Annotated in this window: 26 protein-coding genes; 8 read left to right on the top strand and 18 right to left on the bottom strand. The window is 33.4% G+C overall.

Translation table 11 applies throughout. From position 1 onward, the window contains the following. Positions 1-339: 339 nt before the first annotated feature. Genes BLP44_RS16925 through BLP44_RS16935 form a run of 3 tightly spaced genes read left to right on the top strand, consistent with a single transcriptional unit; the run spans position 340 to position 2,700 of the window. Positions 340-954, top strand: coding sequence for a hypothetical protein (locus BLP44_RS16925; protein ID WP_091134677.1), 615 nt, complete (start codon positions 340-342; stop codon positions 952-954). A gap of 4 nt (positions 955-958) precedes the next feature. Continuing rightward, complete coding sequence (locus tag BLP44_RS16930; protein ID WP_008464519.1) at positions 959-1,249, top strand: winged helix-turn-helix domain-containing protein; 291 nt, start codon at positions 959-961, stop codon at positions 1,247-1,249. Positions 1,250-1,308: 59 nt separating this feature from the next. After that, positions 1,309-2,700, top strand: coding sequence for a DUF4153 domain-containing protein (locus BLP44_RS16935; protein ID WP_091134679.1), 1,392 nt, complete (start codon positions 1,309-1,311; stop codon positions 2,698-2,700). Positions 2,701-2,738: 38 nt separating this feature from the next. Here the strand turns inward: BLP44_RS16935 and rluF are convergent, their stop codons facing one another. From rluF to BLP44_RS16960, 5 genes are all read right to left on the bottom strand, one after another. Next, positions 2,739-3,572 carry a 23S rRNA pseudouridine(2604) synthase RluF gene (gene rluF / locus BLP44_RS16940; RefSeq protein WP_066033635.1) on the bottom strand — a complete coding sequence of 278 codons (834 nt, stop codon included), beginning with the start codon at positions 3,570-3,572 and terminating at the stop codon, positions 2,739-2,741. A 128-nt stretch (positions 3,573-3,700) separates the two neighbouring features. Beyond that, positions 3,701-4,048: an antibiotic biosynthesis monooxygenase family protein gene (locus BLP44_RS16945; protein WP_091134681.1), complete on the bottom strand. Its 348-nt coding sequence runs from the start codon at positions 4,046-4,048 to the stop codon at positions 3,701-3,703. A 37-nt stretch (positions 4,049-4,085) separates the two neighbouring features. Then, a complete protein-coding gene (locus BLP44_RS16950; protein WP_091134683.1) occupies positions 4,086-4,955 on the bottom strand; it encodes an alpha/beta fold hydrolase in 870 nt (289 codons plus the stop codon). Positions 4,956-5,126: 171 nt separating this feature from the next. Then, positions 5,127-5,906 (bottom strand): zinc ribbon domain-containing protein, encoded by a 780-nt coding sequence (locus BLP44_RS16955; RefSeq protein ID WP_008464525.1) that lies wholly within the window; start codon positions 5,904-5,906, stop codon positions 5,127-5,129. Positions 5,907-5,909: 3 nt separating this feature from the next. Then, positions 5,910-7,004 carry a Nif3-like dinuclear metal center hexameric protein gene (locus tag BLP44_RS16960; protein ID WP_091134892.1) on the bottom strand — a complete coding sequence of 365 codons (1,095 nt, stop codon included), beginning with the start codon at positions 7,002-7,004 and terminating at the stop codon, positions 5,910-5,912. 98 nt (positions 7,005-7,102) lie between these two features. Between BLP44_RS16960 and lpxK the strand changes: the two genes are divergently transcribed. Then, a complete protein-coding gene (gene lpxK, locus BLP44_RS16965; RefSeq protein ID WP_091134685.1) occupies positions 7,103-8,125 on the top strand; it encodes a tetraacyldisaccharide 4'-kinase in 1,023 nt (340 codons plus the stop codon). Here the strand turns inward: lpxK and BLP44_RS16970 are convergent, their stop codons facing one another. From BLP44_RS16970 to lipA, 3 genes are all read right to left on the bottom strand, one after another. Beyond that, positions 8,126-10,297 (bottom strand): tetratricopeptide repeat-containing hybrid sensor histidine kinase/response regulator, encoded by a 2,172-nt coding sequence (locus tag BLP44_RS16970; RefSeq protein ID WP_091134687.1) that lies wholly within the window; start codon positions 10,295-10,297, stop codon positions 8,126-8,128. It abuts the gene before it with no gap. A 29-nt stretch (positions 10,298-10,326) separates the two neighbouring features. Continuing rightward, positions 10,327-11,322: a type I glyceraldehyde-3-phosphate dehydrogenase gene (gap, locus tag BLP44_RS16975; RefSeq protein ID WP_091134688.1), complete on the bottom strand. Its 996-nt coding sequence runs from the start codon at positions 11,320-11,322 to the stop codon at positions 10,327-10,329. A gap of 88 nt (positions 11,323-11,410) precedes the next feature. Next, entirely contained in the window at positions 11,411-12,277 is an 867-nt protein-coding gene (lipA, locus tag BLP44_RS16980) for a lipoyl synthase (RefSeq protein ID WP_008464530.1), read from the bottom strand. Between the two features lie 299 nt (positions 12,278-12,576). Here lipA and BLP44_RS16985 point away from each other — a divergent pair, with 299 nt between their 5' ends. Beyond that, a complete protein-coding gene (locus tag BLP44_RS16985) occupies positions 12,577-13,449 on the top strand; it encodes a M48 family metalloprotease (RefSeq protein ID WP_091134691.1) in 873 nt (290 codons plus the stop codon). A 197-nt stretch (positions 13,450-13,646) separates the two neighbouring features. Continuing rightward, complete coding sequence (locus tag BLP44_RS16990) at positions 13,647-14,510, top strand: M48 family metalloprotease (protein ID WP_008464532.1); 864 nt, start codon at positions 13,647-13,649, stop codon at positions 14,508-14,510. Between the two features lie 57 nt (positions 14,511-14,567). Here the strand turns inward: BLP44_RS16990 and BLP44_RS16995 are convergent, their stop codons facing one another. The 10 genes from BLP44_RS16995 to recF all read right to left on the bottom strand — a co-directional run bounded on the left by BLP44_RS16995 (position 14,568) and on the right by recF (position 23,436). After that, positions 14,568-14,948 (bottom strand): PH domain-containing protein, encoded by a 381-nt coding sequence (locus tag BLP44_RS16995; RefSeq protein ID WP_008464535.1) that lies wholly within the window; start codon positions 14,946-14,948, stop codon positions 14,568-14,570. Positions 14,949-15,010: 62 nt separating this feature from the next. Further along, positions 15,011-15,748, bottom strand: a complete 738-nt coding sequence (locus BLP44_RS17000) for a DUF4184 family protein (RefSeq protein WP_091134693.1) — start codon at positions 15,746-15,748, stop codon at positions 15,011-15,013. 90 nt (positions 15,749-15,838) lie between these two features. Beyond that, positions 15,839-16,669, bottom strand: a complete 831-nt coding sequence (locus BLP44_RS17005; RefSeq protein WP_091134694.1) for an energy transducer TonB — start codon at positions 16,667-16,669, stop codon at positions 15,839-15,841. Positions 16,670-16,825: 156 nt separating this feature from the next. After that, a complete protein-coding gene (locus BLP44_RS17010) occupies positions 16,826-17,377 on the bottom strand; it encodes an RNA polymerase sigma factor (protein ID WP_091134697.1) in 552 nt (183 codons plus the stop codon). Further along, positions 17,368-18,474, bottom strand: coding sequence for a glycosyltransferase (locus BLP44_RS17015; RefSeq protein ID WP_091134699.1), 1,107 nt, complete (start codon positions 18,472-18,474; stop codon positions 17,368-17,370). The genes BLP44_RS17010 and BLP44_RS17015 overlap by 10 nt, the downstream gene beginning before the upstream one ends. 84 nt (positions 18,475-18,558) lie before the next feature. Continuing rightward, entirely contained in the window at positions 18,559-19,173 is a 615-nt protein-coding gene (locus tag BLP44_RS17020; protein ID WP_091134701.1) for an FMN-binding negative transcriptional regulator, read from the bottom strand. A 121-nt stretch (positions 19,174-19,294) separates the two neighbouring features. Then, positions 19,295-20,308, bottom strand: coding sequence for a UDP-N-acetylmuramate dehydrogenase (murB, locus tag BLP44_RS17025; protein WP_091134703.1), 1,014 nt, complete (start codon positions 20,306-20,308; stop codon positions 19,295-19,297). 134 nt (positions 20,309-20,442) lie between these two features. Continuing rightward, entirely contained in the window at positions 20,443-21,489 is a 1,047-nt protein-coding gene (locus BLP44_RS17030) for a glycosyltransferase (protein ID WP_091134705.1), read from the bottom strand. 74 nt (positions 21,490-21,563) lie between these two features. Next, positions 21,564-22,241 carry a DUF2461 domain-containing protein gene (locus BLP44_RS17035; protein WP_091134707.1) on the bottom strand — a complete coding sequence of 226 codons (678 nt, stop codon included), beginning with the start codon at positions 22,239-22,241 and terminating at the stop codon, positions 21,564-21,566. A 115-nt stretch (positions 22,242-22,356) separates the two neighbouring features. Then, entirely contained in the window at positions 22,357-23,436 is a 1,080-nt protein-coding gene (gene recF / locus BLP44_RS17040; RefSeq protein ID WP_091134709.1) for a DNA replication/repair protein RecF, read from the bottom strand. Between the two features lie 243 nt (positions 23,437-23,679). On the opposite strand from recF, the gene BLP44_RS17045 reads away from it, so the two are divergent. Then, a complete protein-coding gene (locus tag BLP44_RS17045) occupies positions 23,680-24,462 on the top strand; it encodes a tetratricopeptide repeat protein (RefSeq protein WP_008464552.1) in 783 nt (260 codons plus the stop codon). 81 nt (positions 24,463-24,543) lie between these two features. Further along, positions 24,544-25,116, top strand: a complete 573-nt coding sequence (gene ribH, locus BLP44_RS17050; RefSeq protein WP_008464553.1) for a 6,7-dimethyl-8-ribityllumazine synthase — start codon at positions 24,544-24,546, stop codon at positions 25,114-25,116. Positions 25,117-25,154: the final 38 nt, after the last annotated feature.

Here is a 25,154-nt window from a genome sequence, read left to right on the forward strand (position 1 = left end):
AATATAGTCCCTACGGGACAAAAAAAACGACGTAAATTATTGTTCTACCAATATTTAATCTCTCCGAGATAACCCCGCTAGGAGTGAAATATCGGTAGGCTTCGGCAGGCAAAAAGGCAAATATTAAATTAATTTGCGCGCCAATATTTAATCTCTCCGAGATAACTCCGCTAGGAGTTAAATATTGGTAACCCAAAATACCCGCATAAGATATCCCGTAGGGATTATACATTTAAAAAGGCAGAGTACAGATTAAGATATAAAACAATTATTTTTTTCACGTTTTTTATTTGCCAATTCAAAATAAATAATAACTTTGTAACGCAAAGTACTTTAATTATGAATCAAAAGCACCAAGAAGATTTAGCACATATTCGTTCCATGATGGAGCGCTCTTCCAGATTTATATCGTTAAGCGGACTTTCAGGAGTTTTCGCAGGTCTTTCGGCTTTAATTGGTGGGATCTATGTATGCCAGTTGTTCAAAGCAAATGGAATGGATTATTTGACCGACGAGCATAGATTGTATTCTGCCAATTTGGTTTCGGAATTATTCTGGATTGGGATCGGAATTTTAGTTTGCGCATTTGCATTCGGAATCTTTTTCACTATTAGAAAAAGCCGAAAATACAATTTGCCAATTTGGACATCTGCAACAAAAAAAATGCTATTCAACTTAACAGTTCCGCTTTTTGCAGGAGGTGTATTCTGTCTAGCGATGATGTATCACGGTTACTTCGGATTGGTTGCGCCATCTACTTTGCTGTTTTATGGTTTGGCACTTATTAATGCAGAAAAATATACTTTTTCTGATGTAAAATATTTAGGTTTCTGCGAACTTTGTTTAGGATTAATTGCTCTTTTCTATATCGGATATGGATTGATTTTCTGGATTCTTGGATTCGGAATTCTTCATATCTTATACGGATTGGTAATGTTCAAAAAATACAAATAATTGAATGGGAATTATTGACAAACTAAATAAAGATTTCGAAAGCCGTGTCAGACTGGGCATTATGTCCGTTCTGATGGTTAATGACTGGGTAGATTTTACCGAGATGAAAACGCTTTTGAATATCACAGATGGTAATTTAGCGAGTCATTCTTCCGCATTGGAGAAATCTGAATATATCGAGATTAAGAAAGAATTTGTGGGCAAAAAGCCAAAAACATCTTATCAGGTAACACCGCTTGGCCGCGCGGCGTTCAAAGAGCACCTTTCTTACCTCGAAAAATTAATGAAATCTTAGAAACTAAAATTTTTTATCCAAAAACTTTGAATTGCAAAGTACTTTTAAAAACTAAAATCATGAAAAAACATCAAATTATCTTCGCATGTACAGCGGTTTTTATACTGCTTTTTTACAATGAATCTGTCGGTATCAATATTTCTATTTTTGGCGTTTTGCTAACGCTTTTAATTAGCTATTTCTTTCAAGAAAAGCTTGTAGACAGATCACACCTTATTTTGGTAATGACTTCTATTCTGTCATGTTTTGCTTTTGCTTGGTATGGAGATGCAGCATCGTTTTTTGCTTTAGCATTATCAATTCTGTTTTTGCAATTTAAAACTCAAGATGACGAACTCAAAACGATTCAAATCTTTCCGTTAATAATTTTAAACGGATTTACATCAGTAGGACGTATTTTTCTTTTCAGCCAATGGCTTCCAGAAAGAAAAATTCATAACGATTTTGCTAAAAAATTAGTGGCGTTTGTAGTTATTCCAATACTATTTTTAGGATTGTTTTTTATCGTTTACTCTTTCGGAAGCGATCATTTCTCTTCATTATTTACAGATTATGAGTTAGATATCAATCTGCCGCAATTAATTGCAATGTGTATTTTAGGGTTTTATATCTCGTTCAGTTTTTGGAATTATTGGGTTCCAGATGCTTGTTATGAATTCAATCCAAAATTGAATAACGATTTCACAAATGTTTCTGAAGTTAAAAACCGAAACACATTTTCATTTCTTGATTTGGACTTCGAAAGGAAAAGTGGAGAAATTACATTGTTTTTCCTAAATATCATGCTTTTGGTTTTTATTGGAACTTATAACTATGAACAGTTTTTTGAAGCAGTAGAAAAAACAAATTTAAGTGCAGATACACACGAACGTGTAAATGCTGTAATTTTTTCAATTCTTATGGCAGTTGGAGTAATCTTGTTTTACTTTAAAGGCGGATTCAATTTTGATGAAAAAGCCAAAACTTTAAAGAATTTGGCAAAAACCTGGCTTGTTTTAAATCTGGTTTTAATTGTGAGTGCTATGGTTAAGAATACAGAGTATGTTTCTTTTTATGGCCTAACATACAAACGTCTTGGAGTTTATGCTTTTTTAATTTTAGCTGTTATCGGATTAGTGGTTTCATTTCAAAAGATAAGAAAACAAAAAACGAACGCTTATCTTTTCAATCAGATGGTTTGGTATTTCTACGGAACAATTCTTTTGTGTAGTTATATTAATTGGGGAAGCCTTATTACAAATTACAATATCTCTGTAAACAAAGGAGTAGAACCTGTTTTTTTAAGCGGTTTGAATTTCAACGATGATGCTCGTCGTGAATATTTGCAAAAGAATAATCTGGATGGAAAATATGTAGAAGCAGTAAGAGAAGAATTGATTTTGAATTATCAAAACTCAAGTTTTTTGTCAAAAGCTTTGTATTATGAGTTTTTGGATAAAGAAAAGAAATAACAAAAAGTCCCATTCATATTAAACGAATGGGATTTTCTTTATTTATTATCACCTCTTTTTTTAAATCGAGGATCGTGTTTTGAAATAAATGCTTTTCTTCTAGTTGGAGTTGCGCTTGAAGCCGAACTTTCAACCTTAGGAAAACTAGCCTCTTCCGTTTTACTAGAAGGTTCAATTAACTGATTTAATTCTTTTATTTCAGCATCGGTTAATTCACGATAACGGCCAACCGGAACGTCCAAAGAGATATTAATGATTCTAATACGTTTTAAGGCCGTAACTTCATAACCTAAGTATTCAGACATTCTTCTAATCTGACGGTTTAATCCCTGAGTTAGTATAATCTTAAAAGTGTATTTGCTGATCTGCTCGACTTTACATTTTTTAGTAACCGTATCTAAAATCGGAACTCCATTTCCCATTCTCTGAATAAAACGTTCAGTGATCGGTTTGTTTACCGTAACCGTATATTCTTTTTCATGGTTATTTCTGGCTCGAAGAATCTTGTTTACGATATCGCCGTCATTGGTCATAAAAATCAAACCTTCACTGGCTTTGTCCAATCTTCCAATCGGGAAAATTCGTTTCGGATAATTAATATAATCAACAATATTATTTTTTACTTCAAGATTGGTCGTGCATTCAATTCCGACAGGTTTATTGAATGCCAAATAGATCATTTTTTCGTTTTTCTCAACGATTAATTTTCCGTCAACGCGCACTTCATCCTCTGGCGAAACTTTCGTTCCCATTTCCGGCACAGCACCATTTATTGTTACGCGTCCTTCTTCAATTAATTTATCGGCTTCGCGACGAGAACAAAAGCCCGTTTCAGCAATAAATTTATTAAGACGTTTTAAATTTTCTTCCATACTGCAAAAGTAGCTAAAAGTTTAGACTTCTTAGAATTTTAGATTTCAGACTTTAGATCTCAGACTTTAGATTTTAGACTTTAGATTTTAGAAAAAACTTAGAAACTTAGAATCTTAGCATCTTTTTTCTACGAATCATGAAAAATGGAACTATCTTCTGGAGTTTCTTTTCTGTCGAACATTCCGTAATCACGAACTACAGATGCAATTCTTAAATGAAAATCTTTAAAAACTTCATTTCTTCCTTTTGCCTGTGCGGCACGATGCATTTCAAGATTTCGCCATTGCTGAATGCTTTCCTCATCTCGCCAAAAAGATAAAGACAACACTTTTGAAGAATCGGAGAGACTTTGAAATCGTTCTATCGAAATAAATCCTTCAACATTATCTAATTCCGGACGCAGACTCGCTGCGATATCCAGATATTCTTCTTTTTTTCCTTCATTAGGAATAACTTCAAAAATTACAGCTATCATTTTAATTGTAGATTTTGGATTTGAAAAACTTAGTGTCTTAGCGACTTAATGGTTCAGAACCTTCAAAAAGAAACTCAATCACTTTATTATACAAATCATCATCATGCATACCGTGACCTAAACCGCTAGTTTCAATAAATTGACTGTTTTTCCAACCTTGCGCTATTTTTTTTCCTTCTGCGAAAGCAACAATTTTGTCTGAAGTATCATGAGCAATGAAACCAGGAATAGTAATTTCTGATGCGAATTTTTGTCCTGAAAAGTCTTCTAATTTAAAATTGAATCGATTTATGAATTTGCTTTCCAAAAGAGGTAGCATTCTTCTATTCAAACTAAGCATCGAAATATAATTATCAATCAAAGTCTTTAAGTCAGAAGGAGCGCCAAGAATAACCATTTTGTTAATGCTTGTATTCGGAAATAAGTATTGATGATAAACACAAGCAGCGCCCCCAATAGAATGTCCAATAATAATTTCGGGTTGATATTTTTCTACCGCTTTATTGATGAATTCGGCATAAAGCGGCACATTAAATTCTTTTCCGCTGCTTTGTCCATGTGCAGGCGCATCAATGGCAATTATTGTGCTACCAGATTTTTGAAGATGAGGCAAAGTTTTTTTCCAGCGTGCAGCATTGCTTTCCCAACCGTGGACTAAAAGAATCTTAGTTTCATTTCCTTTCCAAACATAAGTTTGAAAATGATGTTCGTTATGATGAAATATTTCTGTTTCAGCATGTCGCAAAACTTTTGGAAGCTCTTCTTTTTTTAATCGCCCAATTCGTGGCTGGCTAAAAAGAGCATAAGAAAGTTCCATAGCCTTTTGCGGACGCACATAACTCAAAAAGTTAATATAAGATCCAACTGATTTTAATGTGATAAAACGAATGCCTTTTTTAATTCCCAAAACTTAAATTTTTTTCTAAAGGTAAAAAAAAGGTCTGTCACGAATTACACAAATGAGCACGAATTTTTATTCTCAGTATTAATAGATAAAAAAAGTAAATAGTGATAATTAGTGGAATTACAGCAAAAATAAAAGCAAAAAAAAAGTCCCGATTTAATCGGGACTTGATATTTAGAATTTTGCGAACAATTGTTCCATTTTTTCTTTTTCTTCTTCAGCTAATTGCGTATCAACTAAAATTCTTCCAGAGTGCTCATCAGTGATGATTTTCTTTCTTGACGCAATTTCAACCTGAGTTTGAGGTGGAATTGTAAAGAAAGATCCAGCAGAAGCTCCTCTTTCGATAGAAACTACAGCTAATCCGTTACGAACACTGCTTCTGATTCTGTTGTAAGCTGCCAATAATCTTTCTTCGATTTGTGCAGCAAATTCAGCAGACTTTTCAGTTAAGAATGCTTCTTCTTTCTGAGTTTCAGCCATAATAGCGTCTAATTCAGATTTTTTATGTTTTAAATGAGAGCTCTTAGCGTCAAGTTTTTCTTTTAAATTAGAAATAACTTCTTTTTTGTGCTCGATAGAAGCTTTCATTTCTTTGATTTGCTTTTCGGCCAATTGAATTTCTAATTCTTGAAATTCAACTTCTTTTGTCAAAGAATTAAATTCTCTGTTGTTACGTACTGATTCTTGTTGTTTAGTGTACTTTTTAATAACCTCTTTATGCTCCTCAATAGCAATTTTCTTTGCTTTGATTTGCTCCTCAATCACTTCAAGTTCACCTTTCAGTTTCTCTGAACGAGTGCTCAAACCTGCAACTTCATCTTCTAAATCTTCAACTTCTAAAGGAAGTTCTCCTCTAACGTTTCTGATTTCGTCAATTCTAGAGTCAATAAGCTGTAAATCGTATATTGCTCTTAACTTGTCCTCAACACTTAATTCTTTCGTATTCGTCATATTTTATAAGTACTTAACTGGATTTGTATTTTCTTCCGATAAAATGATTGCAAAATTAAGAATTTTTTTTCGAAGATAATCAACAATATAATTTTTTGTATAGCGTTCACTCTCAAAATGACCAATATCTGCCAAAAGCAACTTGTTTTCGGCTTCATAAAATTGATGATATTTTAAATCAGCTGTCAAAAAAGCATCAGCTCCTGCGCTTATCGCATTTCTGATAGCAAAACTTCCAGAGCCTCCTAAGACAGCTACTTTTTTTATTTTTTTGCCTAAAAAAGCAGAATGACGAATTCCGTCGGCAATCATTTTATCTTTTACAAAATGAAGAAAATCTTTTTCGTCCATTTCAGTTTCAAATTCACCAATCATTCCTAAACCAATATTTTGATGCGAATTTTCGAGATTGTAAATTTCATATGCTACTTCTTCGTAAATATGATTGGCAAAAAGCGCTTTTAAAATTCGCGATTGAAGATGTTTTTCAAAAACTACTTCGATTTTGATTTCTTCTCCAGTATGAAGTTTTCCTTTTTCTCCAATTACAGGATTGCTGTCTTCGTTTCCTTGAAAAGTAAAAAAACCTTGAGTGTTAAAACTGCAATTATCATAGTTGCCAATTGTTCCTGCTCCGGCTTCAAACATTGCATTTCTAACCTTATCGGCATTTTCTGGAACAGTATAAGTGACTAGTTTTTGGATGAAATTATTTTTAGGAACTAATATTTTTGTATTTGTCAATCCTAGAGCATCGCAGAAAATTTTATTGACTCCTTGCGAATGATTATCAAGAGCGGTGTGGACGGCAAAAATGGCAATATCATTTTTGATGGCTTTTAAGATGGCACGCTCTACATAATTTTTGCCAGTAATCTTTTTAATTCCTGAAAATAGAATCGGATGAAAACAAACGACAAGATTACAGTTTTTTGCAACAGCTTCACCAATTACATTTTCTAACGCATCATGACAGACTAAAACACCTGAGCATTCAGTTTCGGAATCTCCAACTAAAAGCCCAACATTGTCAAAATCTTCAGCGTAAGCCAAAGGAGCCATTTCTTCAAGAACCGATATAATATTTTTGATTTTCATTTTGAGTTTTTGTTTCAAGTTTTTGGTTTCAGGTTTCAAGTTGTTTGACTTGTGCAAAACCTAAAACAAATTAACGAAAAAAATTATACTTTCGTAAAATGAACTTACTTCGAAAATTACTTTTCCCATTTGCTATTTTATACGGATTCATTACTTCAATCCGCAATTTTCTTTTTGATAAAGGAATTTTAAAATCGACCTCATTTGATCTTCCTGTTATTGCCGTCGGAAATTTGAGCGTGGGCGGAACCGGAAAAACGCCTCAGATAGAATACTTAATTCGATTATTATCGGATAAATATAAAGTCGCAACTTTAAGCCGTGGCTATAAAAGAAAATCGGAAGGTTTTGTTTTGGCTAACGACAATTCGAATGCTGAAATTTTGGGAGACGAACCTTTTCAGTTTCATCAGAAATTTCCAAATGTAATGGTGGCCGTAGATGCTAATCGTACAAACGGAATTCAGCAATTGCTTACGAAAGATGAAAAGCCTGAAATTATTTTGCTGGACGATGCCTATCAGCATAGAAAAGTAAAGGCTGGTTTTTATATTCTGCTGACTTCTTATGGAGATTTGTATGCGGATGATTTTATGCTGCCAACTGGAAATTTGAGGGAAAGCAGGAACGGAGCAGAAAGAGCCAATATTGTTGTGGTGACAAAATGCCCTAAAATATTGACTGAAGAAGAGCAGACAAAAATTAGATTGAAATTGAAGTTAAATGCTGTACAGCAAGTCTTTTTTACTTTTATAGATTATGATATGGTCATTTTCGGTAAAAATGAAAAAATTGCTGTCAACGAAATTAAATCAGAATCAAAATTGTTGCTGGCTGGAATTGCAAAACCAAAACCATTTTTTGATTATTTAAAAAATGAGAGTGACGAATGTCTTACTTTTCCAGATCATCATCATTTTTCTGATGCAGATTTAGATTCAATTCTACGCAAAGCAAACGGAAGAAAAATCATTACAACTGAGAAAGATTATGTTCGCTTGAAAGACTCCGAATTGGTTGATCAATTATATTATCTGCCAATAAAAAGCTCTTTCATTAACCATCAGCAAGACTTCGATGCTACGATTTTAGAGTATGTAAAAGAAAACTTAGAACCTTAGCTAATTAAAAAACTTAGCAATAGTGCTATAGAAATCGTCTGGAACAAAAGGTTTTGTAATTACATCATCCATTCCAAAAGAAAGAAGCATATCGCGGTTTTCGTCGAGCGAAATTGCTGTTAAAGCTATAATTGGAGTCGCTTTGTCAAATTCGCGAATCAATTTGGTTGCTGTAGTTCCATTAATACCAGGAAGATGGACATCCATTAAAATCATGTCAAATCGCTTAATTTTTAAAAGCTCAACAGCATCTTCTCCATTGTCAACAATCTCACAGGTAATGTTTTTGTTTTCGAGCATTTTACGAGTGATCATCTGATTGATTTTGTTGTCCTCGATCAATAAAATAGATTTGTTTTTCAATTGTTTGTCGTTATATGGTTTTACTTCTTCGATTACTTCCAATGGTTCGTTGTTAATTTTGAAATTTAATTTGAAGGTAAAAGTAGAGCCTTTACCTACTTCACTTTTTAGTTTTATCTCGCCTCCTAAAAGTTCTATTAATTTTTTTACAATAGTAAGGCCAAGGCCTGTTCCTCCATATTTTCTGTTTACTTCTATAGAACCTTGAGAAAAGCTTTCAAAGACAGATTGAAGCTTGTCTTCTGGAATTCCTATCCCGGTATCAACAATTTCGAAATATACTGTTGCATTATCTTCTTCTTGCGAATATAATTTGGCAATTACATTTACATGTCCGTTTTGGGTAAATTTTAAAGCATTGTTGATTAAGTTAAGTATAATCTGAGATAGTTTTGTAGGGTCTCCAATTAAATTGTCTGGAATCGCTTTGTCTATTTCTAAATTGAAGTAGTTTTTGTTGGCTGTCGCCAGTTCTTTGAGCGAACTTTGAATGTTAAAAAGCAATTCTTTCAAATTAAAGCTGATATTTTCAACTTCAGCTTTAGTCGAATCAATTTTATTAATTTCTAAAATTTCATTGATAAAAGTGGTCAAATAATTACCGGAGAACTTTAAAGATTCTAAGTATTTTAATTGTTTTTTCTTTGGTTTATCTTCAAGTAGAATATGAGTAATTCCGTTAATGGCATTCAACGGTGTCCGGAGTTCGTGACTTACTGTCGACAAAAATTCAGATCTGGCTTTTGATGCTTTTTCTGCTTTATTTTTGGCTAAAATTAATTCTTTGTTTTTCTCGCGAAGTAGTAAATTGTTTTGGTTTCTTATGATATTGTTTTTGTACAAAGCCAAACTCAATAGAGATAGAATCGAAATCAAGGCAATTGCCAAAATGCTGACTAACTTAGAATAACGATAGGTTTTAAGCTGAAATTTTTCTTCGCTTTCTTTTTTTATGCTATTGCTTAAAGATTGATTTTTTTTGAATTTTTCATATTCGTCCAAATCAATTTTGGCATTTTTTAGTTTTAGAAGATAATTTTCCAGCTGATAATGTTCATCTAGATACGAATACGCCAAATCATAATTTTTATTCTGTTTGTAGTATTGGCTTATTGCTAAAACGATTTTTGCTTTTTTGGGAAGATCATTGATTTTAGCGTTGTAATCTAAGGCTTTGTTAAAATATATTATAGTTGAATCATTTCTTTTAAGCTGGCTTTCAATTAAGCCAAGCTGATAATACGCATCTATTTTGGTTTTTATATTGGCAGTATTGTCAGGTTTTTTAATAATAGTCTTAAAAGTTCTTGCTGCCGATTTAAGATCGTTATTGGTCTTAAATGCCAAGGCTTTCTGGTAGTCTAAAATTCCAGCATTGTCATTGATGTTCAGTTCTTTTAGTAGATCTGCAGCTTTTGTGTAATATACGGCAGCTGTTTTATAATCACCTGTGGCCGTGTTGGCTGCGCCGATATAATGCAGAGCTAAAACTTTTGTACAGCTAGGTTTTAAGGTGTCAAATAAAGAAACCGTTTTATGGAAATTTTTTAATGCATCTTCAAATTTTCCCTGATTGTAGTAAATTTTTCCAAGCTTAAAAGTCTGATTGGCCAAATTCTCTTTTTTGCCATTTTCTTCACAGAAATTAATAGACTTTTCTGTGTAAAAAATAGCCTGATTGTACTTTTTATTGCTCAGATTAGAATTGGCCAGCTTGTTATAATAGGTCAAGCTATCCGTATTCTTTTTGGCTTGAGAATACAAAAGCGAGTTAAAAAAACAAACAGCAATAAAAAGACAGTATTTCATGTATGGCAATGCTTTTACAATGAATCTTATTATTTTCTTATCAGTAAAATTAAATCAATCAATCTTGATGAATAGCCAATCTCATTATCATACCAGCCTACAACTTTTACCATTTTGTCGATAACCGAAGTTAACTGAGCATCAAATAAACAAGAATGTGTGTTGCCAATTACATCAACCGAAACAATTGGATCTTCGGTATAATCTAATATTTCTTTTAAATTTGTTTTTGAGGCTTGTTTAAATGCTTTGTTTATTTCTTCAATGCTAACGGCACGTTTTACATTGAAGGTTATGTCTGTTAATGAACCGTCTGGAACTGGGACTCTAATACCACAGCCACCCATTTTATTATGCAATTTAGGAAAAATTTTTGTTAATGCCTTAGCTGCACCTGTAGTTGTTGGAACAATCGATTGACTGGCGCCTCTTGCACGTCTCAAATCCTTATGTGGCTGGTCGTGAAGGCTTTGGTCGGTGGTAAAAGAATGTATAGTCGTAATGTAAGCTTGTTCAATTCCACACAATTCTTCAATGATTTTAATCATTGGGGCAGCATTGTTTGTGGTGCAGCTTGCATTTGAAACTATATTTTCGCTTCCATCCAAAATATGTTCGTTTACTCCAAGAACTACTGTTTTTATAGTATCCACTTCTGATGGAGCAGAAAGAATTACTTTTTTTGCTCCAGCTTCAAGATGCGCATTTAGTTCATCATGCGTTTTATACTTTCCAGTCGATTCGATAACAATATCAATCGAGTGTGATTTCCAATCTAAATTTGAAATACTTTTTTCGTGAAAAAAGAAAAAATGCCTTCCGTCTACAATGATGCTATTTTCGTCATGACTTACTTCATATGGCAAAACCCCATGAATACTGTCATATTTAATTAAATGTGACATGGTTTTGTTGTCAGCAATGTCATTTATAGCAACGACTTCAATTTCAGGGTGATTTAAAAGCAATCGGAATAAATTTCTTCCAATTCTTCCAAATCCATTAATAGCAATTCTTGTTTTCAATTATTTGGTTTATTCGTTTAATTGGTTAATCGCTTAATTGTTTTCAAACCGTTAAACGTCTCTACGATTAAACGATTAACTTAAAAATTTATAAAATATGTTTTTGTGCTTTGTATGAAGAACGAACAAGAGGTCCGCTTTCGACATGTCTGAAACCTAATTCAAGACCAAATTGTTCATATCTGGCGAATTGTTCAGGAGTAATAAATTCTTTTACAGGAAGATGTTTTTTACTCGGCTGTAAATACTGTCCAATTGTTACCACGTCAACATTTGCATTTTTTAAATCTCTCATCGTCTGGAAAACTTCTTCTTCAGTTTCTCCAAGACCAAGCATAATTCCAGATTTGGTTCTGTTGATTCCTTTTTCTTTCAGATAACGAAGCACTTCCAAACTTCTGTCATATTTTGCCTGAATACGAACTTCGCGAGTTAAACGTCGCACTGTTTCCATGTTATGAGAAACCACTTCAGGGTTTGCTTCTACAATACGGTCTATGTTTCTTTCAATTCCTTGAAAATCTGGAATTAAAGTTTCAAGAGTAGTTTGAGGATTCATTCTACGAATAGCTCTCACAGTTTCCATCCAAATGATAGAGCCTCCATCTTTCAAATCATCTCTGTCAACACTTGTAATGACAGCATGTTTGATATTCATAATCTTAATAGAACGCGCTACTTTTTCAGGTTCGTCCCAATCTACCGTTTCAGGTCTTCCGGTTTTTACCCCGCAGAAACCGCAAGAACGCGTGCAGACATTTCCTAAAATCATAAAAGTCGCTGTTCCTTCACCCCAGCATTCTCCCATATTTGGGCAGCTTCCAGAAGTACAAATGGTATTTAAACTATATTTATCAACTAAACCTCTAAGTTCAGTATATTTTTGTCCGATAGGTAATTTTACTTTTAACCACTTTGGTTTTGTGGTTTGTGTATTTTCAGCGACTGTTTCCATATATCAATGTTCAAAGTACAAAGATACGGAATGTAGTTTATTTTGAGACGTTTATTTGCTTTTCCTTTACATATCATATTTATAGAAGATATTGAGGATAATATAAATCAAGTGTTAATAAATTGTTTTAAGTGTATTTTGTGGTTGCTTTTTTTGATTTATGTCTGATGTTTTAATGTTTCATTTGGTTTTTGTGGAATATAAAAGTTCGGTCTTAATCTGTTACAAATTTGGCTTCTTGGGAACTTGCAAAATTCATGCAATACTAATTTTGCTGTTAATTTAACAGTTTTAAAACCATGAAAAAGAGAATTATTGTATTAGGAGCTTTATTTGCAATTTTAAGCCTTACTAAAACAAATGCGCAAATACTTTCAGATAAAACTATGGGAGCTTTAGGAAAAGGCGTTTCAGGATTTACTTTTAGTGATGCAGACGCTGCGGCTTTAGCAAAACAATCTATTGCAGAATTGGATGCAAACAATCCTGTTGCAGATCCAAAAAATGGATATTCAATTCGTTTAGACCGTTTATTTGGGAAACATACTACAAGCGAAGGAGTTACTTTAAACTATAAAGTGTATTTAGTAAAAGATATTAATGCTTTTGCATGTGCTGATGGAAGTGTTCGTGTGTTTGCAGGTTTAATGGATATTATGGATGATAACCAGTTGCTTGCTGTTATCGGTCACGAAATCGGACATGTTGTTAATCATGATACAAGAGATGCTATAAAAGCAGCTTATAAAAAAGAAGCTTTATTAGATGTTGCGTCGTCTCAATCAGGAAAAGTAGAAACTCTTACCCAATCTCAATTAGGGCAAATAGGAAGCGCTATGATTGATAGCAAACATAGCAGAAAACAAGAATCTGAGGCGGATAATTTCTCTTATGATTTCATGAAAAGAAATGGTTACGATGTGAATGCTGTAGAGTCGGCTTTTAGAATTCTTCAAAATTTAAGCGAAGGAGCGGAGGCGTCTTTTATGACTAAAATGATGAGCTCTCATCCTGATTCTGGAAAAAGAGCTGACGCGGCTAAAAAAAGAGCAACAAAAGACGGATTGTATCATGCGTATGAGCAACAGGAAATTGTAAATACAGCTCCAGTAACAGCAGCAAAGAAAACAACTGCAACAACAAAGAAAACAAGTACTGCAAAGAAGAAATAAGCGCTACATAATACAAAACCGGTAAATCTAATAATTTGCCGGTTTTTTCTTTTTTAGTATAGAACCAAAATCGGTTATAGTTGATTATCAGTTCATAAAAATGTTATATCTTTATTTGTTGAAAAACAAGTTTTGTGTGAATTTAAAATAGCATTTTGTTATGCTACATTTGTTGTTAAATTGTAATTATAAAAAATATGAAAAAGAAATTTATAATAGTAGGACTTTTATTTACAGCATTTGGTTTAACTAAAATGACTGCACAGATTAATTTTGGAGATAAAGCAATTGGGGCAGTTCAAAAAGGGGTCACTGGTTTTACTTTTAGTAATGCCGATGCAGCAAAATTATCTAAAGAAGCGGTAGCTAAATTAGATGCAGAGCATGAAATTGCTGGGCCAACTGATGGTTATGCAATACGATTAAATCGTGTTTTTGGAAAACATGCATCGGGAGACGGATTTACTTTAAATTATAAAGTATATAAATTAAAAGAAGTAAATGCTTTTGCAACCGCAGACGGAAGCGTTCGTGTGTATTCAGGATTAATGGATATCATGGATGATAATGAATTAATCGCTGTAATCGGGCACGAGATTGGACACGTAGCAAACAACGATTCTAGAGATGCAATTCGTGCGGCTTATCAGAAAGAAGCATTAATGGATGGTGCGGCTTCTCAATCGGCAACTGTAGCGACAGTTACAGACAGCCAACTTGGAAAAATTGGAAGTGCAATTATTGACAGCAAGTACAGCCGTAAACAAGAATCGGAAGCAGATTTATTTGCTTACAATTTCATGAAGAAAAATGGTTACGATGTAAATGCTGAAGAATCTGCGTTTAGAATTTTAGCAAAAATGAGTGAAGGTTCTGAGGCTTCATTTATTGACCAAATGATGAGCTCGCATCCAGATTCAAAGAAAAGGGCTGACGATGCCAAAAAAAGAGCAGAGAAAGATGGTTTGTATAAACCGTATGTACAGCAAAAAATTGTAAATACAGCTCCAGTTGCAAAAAAGACAACCACAAAGAAAACAACTACCACAAAAAAGAAATAAGAGTTGTTTCTTAAATTATAAAACCCAGCAATTTCATTTGCTGGGTTTGTTTTTTTTTTATCCTAGTACATGAAAAGCAAGAATCTTTTGCACTTCATAAACATTAACGGATTTATTGAATTGTTTTACAATGCTTGGCTGCTGTTCGCTAGAAATCCAGATTTTTAATTCTGCATCTAGATCAAATGTTCCTGCAGTTTCTACACTGAATCTTGTGATGTTTTTGTAAGCAATAGATTTGTATTCTGTTTTGCTTCCTGTGATTCCTTGTACATCTACTAAGATTAGCCTTTTGTTGGTGAAAATGAAAGTGTCGCGAATAAGTTTAAAACCCATTTCAATTTCTTCATTTGCTGTTAAAAGCTGCCCGTATTTTTTAATTAAATCTTCTTGACTTACAGAACCTGCATTGCCAAGAATAGCTGAAAATATTCCCATTACTTTGTTTTAATTTAGTTAAAATGATTTCCGTTTTGAAGGAGTAAATGTAGTGGATTTTGTTAATTTTTTTGGGTTGAATTAAATTTAATTATTAATGGGGCTAATGTTATTGCGATTAGGAAAGATGATATAAAAGTCACAACTAAATTCCCAATGTTTAAATCTTTTGGGGTTATTATAAATCTCATAAATAAGATTGCGGTTGTAAATAAAATCACGGAAACCCAATAGAATTTTTTAATCGGAATTGGAGAAGTAAATTTTATCGGAAGATTAAAGAAAGTTATTAATATGATTACAGCTCCAATAAATGTGCTTAAATGCTGAGCTATTTTCCAGAATGGGATTTCTGTTCCAAAGATTGCTATCGTGCTTTTCAAAGTTTCAATTTGATTCACAAAATAGCCGTGTTTATGGGTAAAGGCATCCCACAAAATATGAGAAAATATTCCAATAAGTAAAGAGATTAAGATGATAAGCCAATTTCTTTTAAAATAAACATTCCAGTTGAAATCTGTAAAAATCAAAATTCGACTTCTGATAAATGAAGGAAGATTTTGAAATAATAGATTTCTAGCAAGATTATGAAAAAGAAAAGTCAATAAAAGAGCAAGAGGTAAATCGAACCAAAAAATACCATTTAGAGTGTGGCTGTAATCGCTTTTAACTCTCATACGCAAAAAATATTCAAAATCTGGTGTTAGGCTTCCAATTACTAATGCTGTTAGAGAGAACCATGATTTTGGTAAATATCTCAAAGGAAGAATTATTGCAGGATGCGAAAAAGTGAAAGGCATTTAGTTGATTTTTAGTTTTGATTTAGGAATTAAATGTAACAAAAAAGCAGAACCTAAGTCCTGCTTCTTTCACTTTTCAAAATATTTATATTATTCGACTTCTGTTTTTATTGTGATAGGAAGATTGTATGCAGTTCTAACTGGTTTTCCGTCTAGAATTCCAGGAGCCCATTTTGTTTTTAATGATTTTAAAACTCTAATGGCTTCTTTCCCCATTCCATAACCAGGATCATTCTTTACAATAATGTCTGTAAGTGATCCATCTTTTTCAACCACAAAAGAAACATACACTCTTAGTGTTTTTTCTACGTCAAGTTCTGGTCTGCGGAAATTGTTTCCAACATATTTGTAGAACTGAGCAATTCCGCCCGGAAATTCAGGAAGTTTATCCAATATAGCTGTTGAAACAGGTTCATTGCTTGGTGGTGCAACTGAAGCAGCGTCACCATTTCCTCCTCCGCTTCCTGTTGTAGGCAATACATTTACCGAAGTTCCTGTTCCGTTAGCGTTTTCAACAACTGGTGCATTTTCTGTATTAGGTGCGATCTCCTGTACAGCGTCTTGAGTTCTTGCAACAACAGGATTGGTTAATTGAATCGCATCTGTTTGACTTGCTGCAGTTTGTTCTACAATCGGTGCAGGTGGTGCTGGCGGCGGTGGCACAACAGTAGGGTCAATGTTTACGGGCGTTATCGGGTCGTAAATCATTGGTTCTGGCTCGACTGGAACTACTGAGGAATTAAATTTGCTAATAAGTGCAGATGCACTCCCTAAAGCCGTTAATAACAATAAACCCATAAAGAGAGCTGTAACAGAATTTTTAGAATTTTCTTGGCGTAATTGGTACGCGCCGTATTCCTTGTTTTTGTTCTCGAAAACAAGATCGGTCCACTTGTTTTCATAAATGCTTAATTTAGACATAATTTTTGGGTTTTAAGGTTAAGTAACTTTAAATCATACGCAGAAAAGGTTTAGGTTTGAGCTAGCAACGAAAAGTTGTAGTTTTAATGTTGTGGAAATGTTTTTATTTTAAGAATAAATATGAGAATAATTTATTCTTTGATTAAAGATAATAAATTATCTATTACGTTCGATAATTTCGGCCAATAATTTTTTAGCGCGTAAAAGTTTTACCTTAACACTGCTTAATGGCTCATCAATCTTAGTAGCAATTTCCTGATAAGACATTTCTTGAAAATAACGAAGCTGAATTACTTCTTGATAGTGCGGTTTGAGTTCTTTGATGCATAAGAGCAGACGGGAAAGATTCTGTTCCTTGATTAAAGCGTCTTCTGCAGATGGAGTAGGGTCGGCAATGTTGTAGGCCTGTTGGTCTTCGTTGTCCGTGATTTCTATAAAAAGATTGGTTTTCTTTTTTCGAAGCAAATCAATATAGACGTTTTTTGCAATGGCGATAAGCCAGGTATTAAACTGAAATTCTGGATTATAAGAAGCAATTTTGTCAAAAGCTTTAGAGAAAGTTTCTATCGTAATATCTTCTGCGGTGGTTTCGTTTTCGGTACGTTTGAGCATAAACGAGTACACCTCATTCCAATAATGATCTAATAAAAAAGTAAAGGCGATCTGATCGCCTTTTTTTGCTTTTTCTATTTTAGAATTTATTTCCAATATACTGGTTTTGAAAAGATATTAGTTATAAAGATATTAATTTGCGTTAATATAAGCGCTATCTCAACAACCGGAAACCAAATTTTAATATCTTTTTCTTTTAATTTTCCTGCTGAACATCCAACGACTGTCCACACAATAGTATAGCGTGTAGCTAAAATTGCTAATACGGCAATCCATTGGAATTGAAATGCTAACAGTATAATAACTAAAATAAAGAAAAATAATTGTGATAGGAAAAATAATCCTAACTGCATTTTATCAAAAAACTTGTAATGTTCTGCAGTAGAAATATGTCTTCTTTTCTGAGTAAACCATTCTTTATAAGTTTTCTTAGGTTCTGAATAGGTGAAACTTTCAGGTGTATAAGAAATTGTAGTATTCGCTTTATTTGCTGCCTGATTAATGAATAAGTCGTCATCGCCAGAGCGAATCTGAATATGATCGATAAAACCATTTACATTAAAAAACTCTTCTTTTTTGTAGGCAAGATTTCTTCCAACTCCCATGTAAGGAAGTCCTATTTTTGCCCATGAAAAATATTGAAGTGCTGTTAGGACAGTTTCAAAACGAATAATTTTGTTTAAAAACGAACGCTCTACTTTTTCATAACCTCCGTAACCTAAAACGATTGTTTTGTTCATCGTAAACTGCGAAGCCATAGAAGTAATCCAATCTTTAGAGTTTGGAAAACAATCTGCATCTGTAAAAAGTAAATAATCTTTCTTTGCAGCTTTTATCCCAAGCGTTAAAGCGTATTTTTTATTTCCCCAAAAAGCTTCATTGTTTTCAACTTTTACTAGACGGATATTAGAGAATTCTTTTTCAAATTCTTCAAAAACTTCAAGAGTTTCATCGCTAGATGCGTCGTCAATTAATACAATTTCAAAATCTGGATAATCTTGCTGCGCCAAAAGCGGAACGTATTTTTTTACATTCTCTTCTTCATTTTTAGCACATACAATTACAGAAACCGGAAGATTTTTAGGTTTCACATGCTGTGGTTTGGCAAAAGCAAATTTGCCAAAAACTCCTAAATAATAAAATAATTGAACTACGACAATAGCAATAAAAAAGTAAAATATGTATATAAGCATCTGATTTATTAGGTTCTATTAATTTCACGTTCTGCGACTGCAAATGTACTTATCAATTCGCTAAATTCAATAGCCAAAGCCGATTTACTTTCGGCATTTTGACATTTCTTTTGCAACAGCAATAGACTGAGGGTTTTCGGTTTTTTCCAATTCCGAAATTATGTTTTTATAATTGTGATCGTCGCGATTTTGGGAGAGTTTTTTTGTAGCTTGAATTTCTTCAATTTCGATTTCAAAACCAAAGATTCCTCTTGCTTCGCGCATGGTTTTTTCAGATAAAATTTCAACACGCACAGGATTCTTAGAATTCACTTCGTATTTGTCTACAAGCTTTTTCAACTGCTCTACCGAATTTTCATAATCTACAATCTTGATTCTTCCATAAACATGTACGGCTATATAATTCCAAGTCGGAACATTTTCGTGATCATACCAAGAAGAAGAAATATAACTATGCGGACCCGTAAATACAGCCAAAACTTGATCATTTTCTCTAAAACCTTCAGCTTGCGGATTTAGTTTTGAAATATGACCTTGAAGAATCTCTTTTCCATCAGCATTCAATTCCAATTCAATCGGAATATGCGTTGCGCATAACTTTCCGTTAGTATGATTAATCAGGATTCCAAAACTGTTTTCTTTCAAAAAAGCTCTTATTTCTTCCTGATTTTCGTTTTTGTATAAATCTGGTGTATACATGATCTTGTTGTTTATACAATTTGTCACATTGAGCGGAGTCGAAATGCTTTATAGCGAAGACTTCAACTCCGCTCAGTCTGACAATGGGTTAAATTCGTGACAATTAGTGAAATTTTGTGTTTTAAATCACATTCACTTCCGCTTCAATCTGAATGCCGAATTTTTCAAAAACAGTTTTCTGAACTTCTTTCGCAACAGCTAAAATTTCCTGTCCTGTTGCGTTTCCGTAATTCACCAAAACTAAAGCTTGATTTTTGTGAACTCCGGCATCTCCAAAACGCTTTCCTTTAAAACCTGCTTGTTCAATCAGCCATCCCGCTGGAACTTTTACTTCGGTTTCTGAAACTTCGTAGAATTTCATTTCTGGGAATTTCTGATGGATTTTCTCAAAATCAGATTTCAATAAAATCGGATTTTTGAAGAAGCTTCCGCTATTTCCTAATTCTTTCGGATCTGGCAGTTTGCTTTGTCTTATGGCAATTACAGCATTACTCACATCTTTTAAAGTGGGTTCTGTAATATTGTTTTTGGCTAATTCTGCCAAAATATCCCCGTAAGAAGTATTGATTTTATGATTGCGTTTAGTCAGTTTAAAAATAACCGAAGTAATAATATATTGGTCTTTTACTTCATTTTTGAAGATGCTTTCGCGATAGCCAAAGTTGCATTCAGCGTTATTGAAAGTTTTCATTTCCTGAGTTGCAATATTCATCGCTTCGCAAGAAACAAAAGTGTCTTTAATTTCGGTTCCATAAGCACCGATATTTTGAACTGGAGTTGTACCAACATTTCCAGGAATCAGAGACATATTTTCTAATCCGCCAAAATTATTGTCGATCGTCCAAAGAACGAAATCATGCCAAGTTTCGCCCGCCTGACTTTCAACCAAAACAAAATCGTCGTCTTCTTTTATGATTTTTTTGCCTTTTAAATCAATATGAATAACCAATGCGTCAATATCTTTGGTTAAAAGCATATTGCTTCCGCCGCCAAGAATGAATTTTTTCTCGTTTTTGTTTGCTGACAAAATGGTTTTCAATTCAGTAATAGAATGAACGGCAACAAATTGTTTAGCACTAGCTTCAATGCCGAAAGTATTGTATTTTTTTAAAGAAAAATTGGATTGGATTTCCATAAATAAAAGGCTTTTTAATCTGAGTCAAAAGTAAGGATTATAAGTTTTGGTTTAACCTCAAAGACGCAAAGTTTGCGCAAAGTTCGCTAAGCTTCGCGTTCATAGCGTAAACCCTTGCGAACTTTGCGGTTAAATTATTTTCTCGAATTAATCAATTTATGATATCGATCGGCTATAACCTTCATATTAATATCATAATTCGCATTTTCTTCTACAAATTTTCTATTTCGAATAATCGTCTCGTTTCGTAATTCAGCATTTTCAAAAGACCAAATTAACTCATTGGCCAGCATTTCGATATTGTCAACTTCAATCAATTGCCCGTTTTCTCGATGTGTAATCCAGCTTTGATTTCCAGGAATGTCAGAAACAATAGGATAGCAATTACATGCCATTGCTTCAAATAAAGAGGCAGAAACGCCTTCAGTAGTAGGCATGCTGATGTAAACATTTGATTGCTGCAGTAATTTTGGAAGTTCTGTATTCGGAATTCTTCCTGTAAAAATTACTTTGTTTTCTATTTGGAGTTCTTTTGCAAGATCTTTTAAAAATTGCAATCTGTTTCCGTCGCCAACAATTGTCAAAGAAAAATCAATTCCTTTTTGATTTAAAATTCCGAAAGCTTTTAAAATGGAATCATGTCGGTATTCTGGCTGTAGCGAACGTGTAACAATCGCTTCAATTTTATTTGAATTATTGGTTGAAGGTGTAAAAAGTGATAGGTCAATTCCTTTTGGGAGGACCAAAACTTTGTTCATGTCAACTCCAGCTGCTTTCATGTGAATTGCCATTACAGGACCCCAAGCATGAATTAAATGCGCTTTTTTGAAAGCATATTTCTGAATGAATTTTTTAAAAGGATATAATTTAGACTCTTCCGGCCATAAATCAGTTCGGCCTTGTTGTGCGATCGCAATGGTTTTGGATCCAGATAATGCTGCAAGAAAACCATAACTAGTAGTTCTTTCTGCAATTACCATGTCTGGCTTTTCTTTTTTAATTATTTTTCGAATAGAAATTGGAGCGAAGAAATATTCTAAAATGCGTTTAGATCTGCGATTGTTTGATGTTTGAAGCTCCCAAGTGATGATTTCAAAATCGCCAAATTCTTTAAGGCCTTTCATCCAAGTGATGGCATCAGCGCGATAAGATTCTCCAAGAAAAAGTATTTTCCTTTGCATTATAAAAGTTTTTTCGCCACGAATTCACGAATTAATTTTGAATAATTAGTGAATTCGTGGCGATTTTTTTTTGTCTAAAATTCTTCAGTATCTAAAGCGCGATTTATAAAATCGTTTAGCGGTTTTAAAGCAATGAGTTTTTCGCTCATTTTTTTTACAAAATCCTTTTTTGTAACCTCAGAAATATCGTAGGTTTGGCTTGCTGTAAAACTTTTTAATTTTAAAAACTCAATTGCAGGATGATCTTTTTCGTAACCGCGTGGCATGCTTTTTAATGAATTGTTTTCGTTTACGTCCAAACTTCCAAATTCTTTTTTAAAGTTTTTATCATTTAAGATTTCCTGTAAATCATCATAGAAAAAAGCGATTTCTTTACGGACTTTCTTTAGTTCTTCTGCATCAGGAGAATAAAATCCGCCTGCAATAAAACTTCCTCCTTTTTCAATATGAACGTAATAGCCAGAACGATTTGCACCTTTTGCTCCTGCTGACATCCAAACGCCCAAATGAGATTTGTAAGGAGATTTGTCTTTAGAAAATCGTATGTCACGATTGATTCTAAAGGTGCAGTCTTTTATCTCAAGAAGTTCCAACGACGGATCAAGAGGTTTCATTATATCTAGAAAATCACTCACCAACTGATGGTAGTCTTCCTTAAAAACTTCGTATCGTTTTTTATTGTCCTGAAACCATTCTCTGTTGTTGTTCTTTTTTAAATCGTCTAAAAATTGCAATGATTCTTTCGTTAGCATATTTCTTGTATATTTTATTGCAGTTGTCTTTAAGTTTTTTGCTCAGGCTAATTTACTGATTTCTATTTTGTGATTACTTCTAAAAACTGATACAAATTACACCAAATTTTACAAGTCACAAATTGAATATCTTATATGTCTGATGTGTGGATTTTACAATTGCTTCGGTTCTTTCGGGATGTGTGTCTGAAATAAAAAGCTGTCCAAACGTTTCGCTGTTTACCATTTCAACGATTTTGGCAACGCGGGTTTCGTCCAGTTTGTCAAAAATATCATCAAACAAAAGAATGGGTTTTACGCCACTTTGTTTTTTTAGAAATTCAAACTGAGCCAATTTCAAAGCAATTAGAAAAGATTTCTGTTGTCCTTGCGATCCGAATTTTTTTATCGGATGCGAGTCGATTTCAAAAGACAAATCGTCTTTGTGAATTCCTACACTTGTATATTGAAGTGCACGGTCTTTATTTATATTTTCCTGTAAAAGTGTTAAAAGATCTTTTTCAAATAAATGGCTTTCATAAACCAGCTGTACACTTTCTTCAGATCCCGTTATTACCTGATGGTGTTTATTAAATATAGGTATAAATTGTTCAAGAAAATCTTTTCGCTTTTCAAAAATCGATTTTCCGTAACCTTGCAATTGCTCGTTATATATAGATAAGGTATCCTTATCAAAAACGTGATTCAGGGCAAAATACTTTAAAAGGGCATTTCGCTGTGTAATTACCTTTTGATATTGTATTAATTCGTGGAGATATGTGGCATCTAACTGCGAAATCACGCTGTCCATAAATTTGCGGCGCGTTTCGCTTCCTTCAATAATTAAATCACGATCTGCTGGCGAAATAATTACTAGCGGAATAAACCCGATATGATCTGAAAATTTATCGTAAGGTTTTCCATTTCGTTTTAAAACCTTTTTCTGCCCTTTTTTTAAACTGCAGACAATCTGTTCAGTTCTTTCGTTCTTTTCCAGTTCGGCATCAATAACAAAAAATTCTTCGCCGTGTTTGATATTTTGAACCGCCAACGGATTAAAATAACTTTTTCCATAAGCTAAATGATAAATAGCATCGAGCACATTGGTTTTTCCAATGCCATTTTTTCCCACAAAACAGTTGATTTTGATGTCAAAATCAAAACTTGCTTCTGAAAAGTTTTTATAATTAAATAATGAGATTTTGTTTAAATGCATTTTTTTCGGGACTCCACGTATAAAATTTACCCTTTTTGAACAGTAAAAATTTGAGGCTGCAAATTACCGAAAATTATCAATATAATTGGCTTTGGCGCTTTCTTGGGCATATTTATTTTACCGCTTCCGCGAAAGGATGAGCGAATACGGAAAATATTTTTTTTAAAATAGTGATAAAATTGAAATTTTTTACCTCAGTTTCAAGAAAAATTTTATTTTTGCCGTTCACTAAATAAATTTTAAATGGCAACTTACAATAAAAGAGGATATAAGACACCAAAAGAAAAGGAAGTAAAAGAGGTAGTTACTGAAGAGCAGCAAGTAATTATTGACGAAAAAGACAGTACAACGGCTGGAGTTTTCTCAAAATTAGATGAAACGGCTTCAAAAACTGAGGATTGGGTGGCTAAAAATCAGAAAATCATTATTGGTTTAGTTGCAGGTATTGCAGTCGCTACAATTGGATATTTGGCTTACCAAAAATTTATTGAAACTCCTAAACAAGAAGAAGCTGCAAGTGAAATGTTTGTTGCGCAGCAAAACTTTGAGAAAGCTGTAAACGGTGTTTCTAGCGATTCATTATTCAAATTATCATTAAATGGTTCGGAAGGTAAATTCGGATTTATTAAAATCGCTGAAGAATATTCTGGAACAGACGCTGGAAACTTAGCAAACTACTATGCAGGTATTGCTTACCTAAATACGGGTAAATTTGATGAGGCAATTAAATATTTAGGTGAATTTAAATCTGAAGACGCAATCTTAAGTGCTTTGGCTAAAGGGGCTACAGGTGATGCTTATTCTCAAAAAAATCAGCAAAAAGAAGCTTTAGATTTTTATGTAAAAGCTGCTGAGTCTAATAAAAATGATTTTACAACGCCTCGTTTCTTGTTAAAAGCTGGAAAAACAGCTTTAGCTTTAGGGCAAAAAGAAGATGCATTGAAATATTTCAACGACATTAAAGATAATTACGACAGTACTCCAGAAGCGGCATCTGTTGATGCTTTGATCGGATTAGCGCAATAAAAATTTTAGACTTTAGATTTTAGATTGTAGATTTGTAATTAAGAATCTAAATTCTAAAATAAAAAATCTAAAATATATAAGATGGCTACTCAAAATAAAAATCTATCAGAATACGATAAAAACACAATCCCAAACGCGAAAGACTTTCGGTTTGGGATTGTTGTTTCTGAATGGAATGATACTATAACTGAAGGACTTTATAATGGTGCTTTTGACGCTCTAGTTGATTGCGATGTTCCGGCTCAGCAAATTATCCGTTGGAATGTTCCAGGAAGTTTTGAGTTGATTTACGGAGCAAAAAAAATGCTTCAGACTCAAAATGTTGATGCGGTTATCGTAATTGGATGCGTAATTCAAGGAGAAACAAAACATTTTGATTTTGTTTGTGAAGGTGTTACACAAGGAATTAAAGACTTGAATGTTCAGACTGATATTCCAGTTATTTTCTGCGTTTTAACAGATAATAATATGCAACAGTCAATTGATAGAAGCGGAGGAGTGCACGGAAACAAAGGAACCGAAGCTGCAATCGCGGCCATAAAAATGGCTTACATACGTCAGCAAGCTTCAATAGCTCATGCTTACAATCAGCCTTTATTGACTTCGGGAGCACTTCAAATTGAAGATTCTCCGAAAAAAATTGAGAACGAATAAAGCACATTTGTTTTAAAAATATTAAAACCTATACTGTG

The sequence above is a fragment of the Flavobacterium anhuiense genome (assembly GCF_900101855.1).
Lineage (GTDB): Bacteria > Bacteroidota > Bacteroidia > Flavobacteriales > Flavobacteriaceae > Flavobacterium > Flavobacterium anhuiense.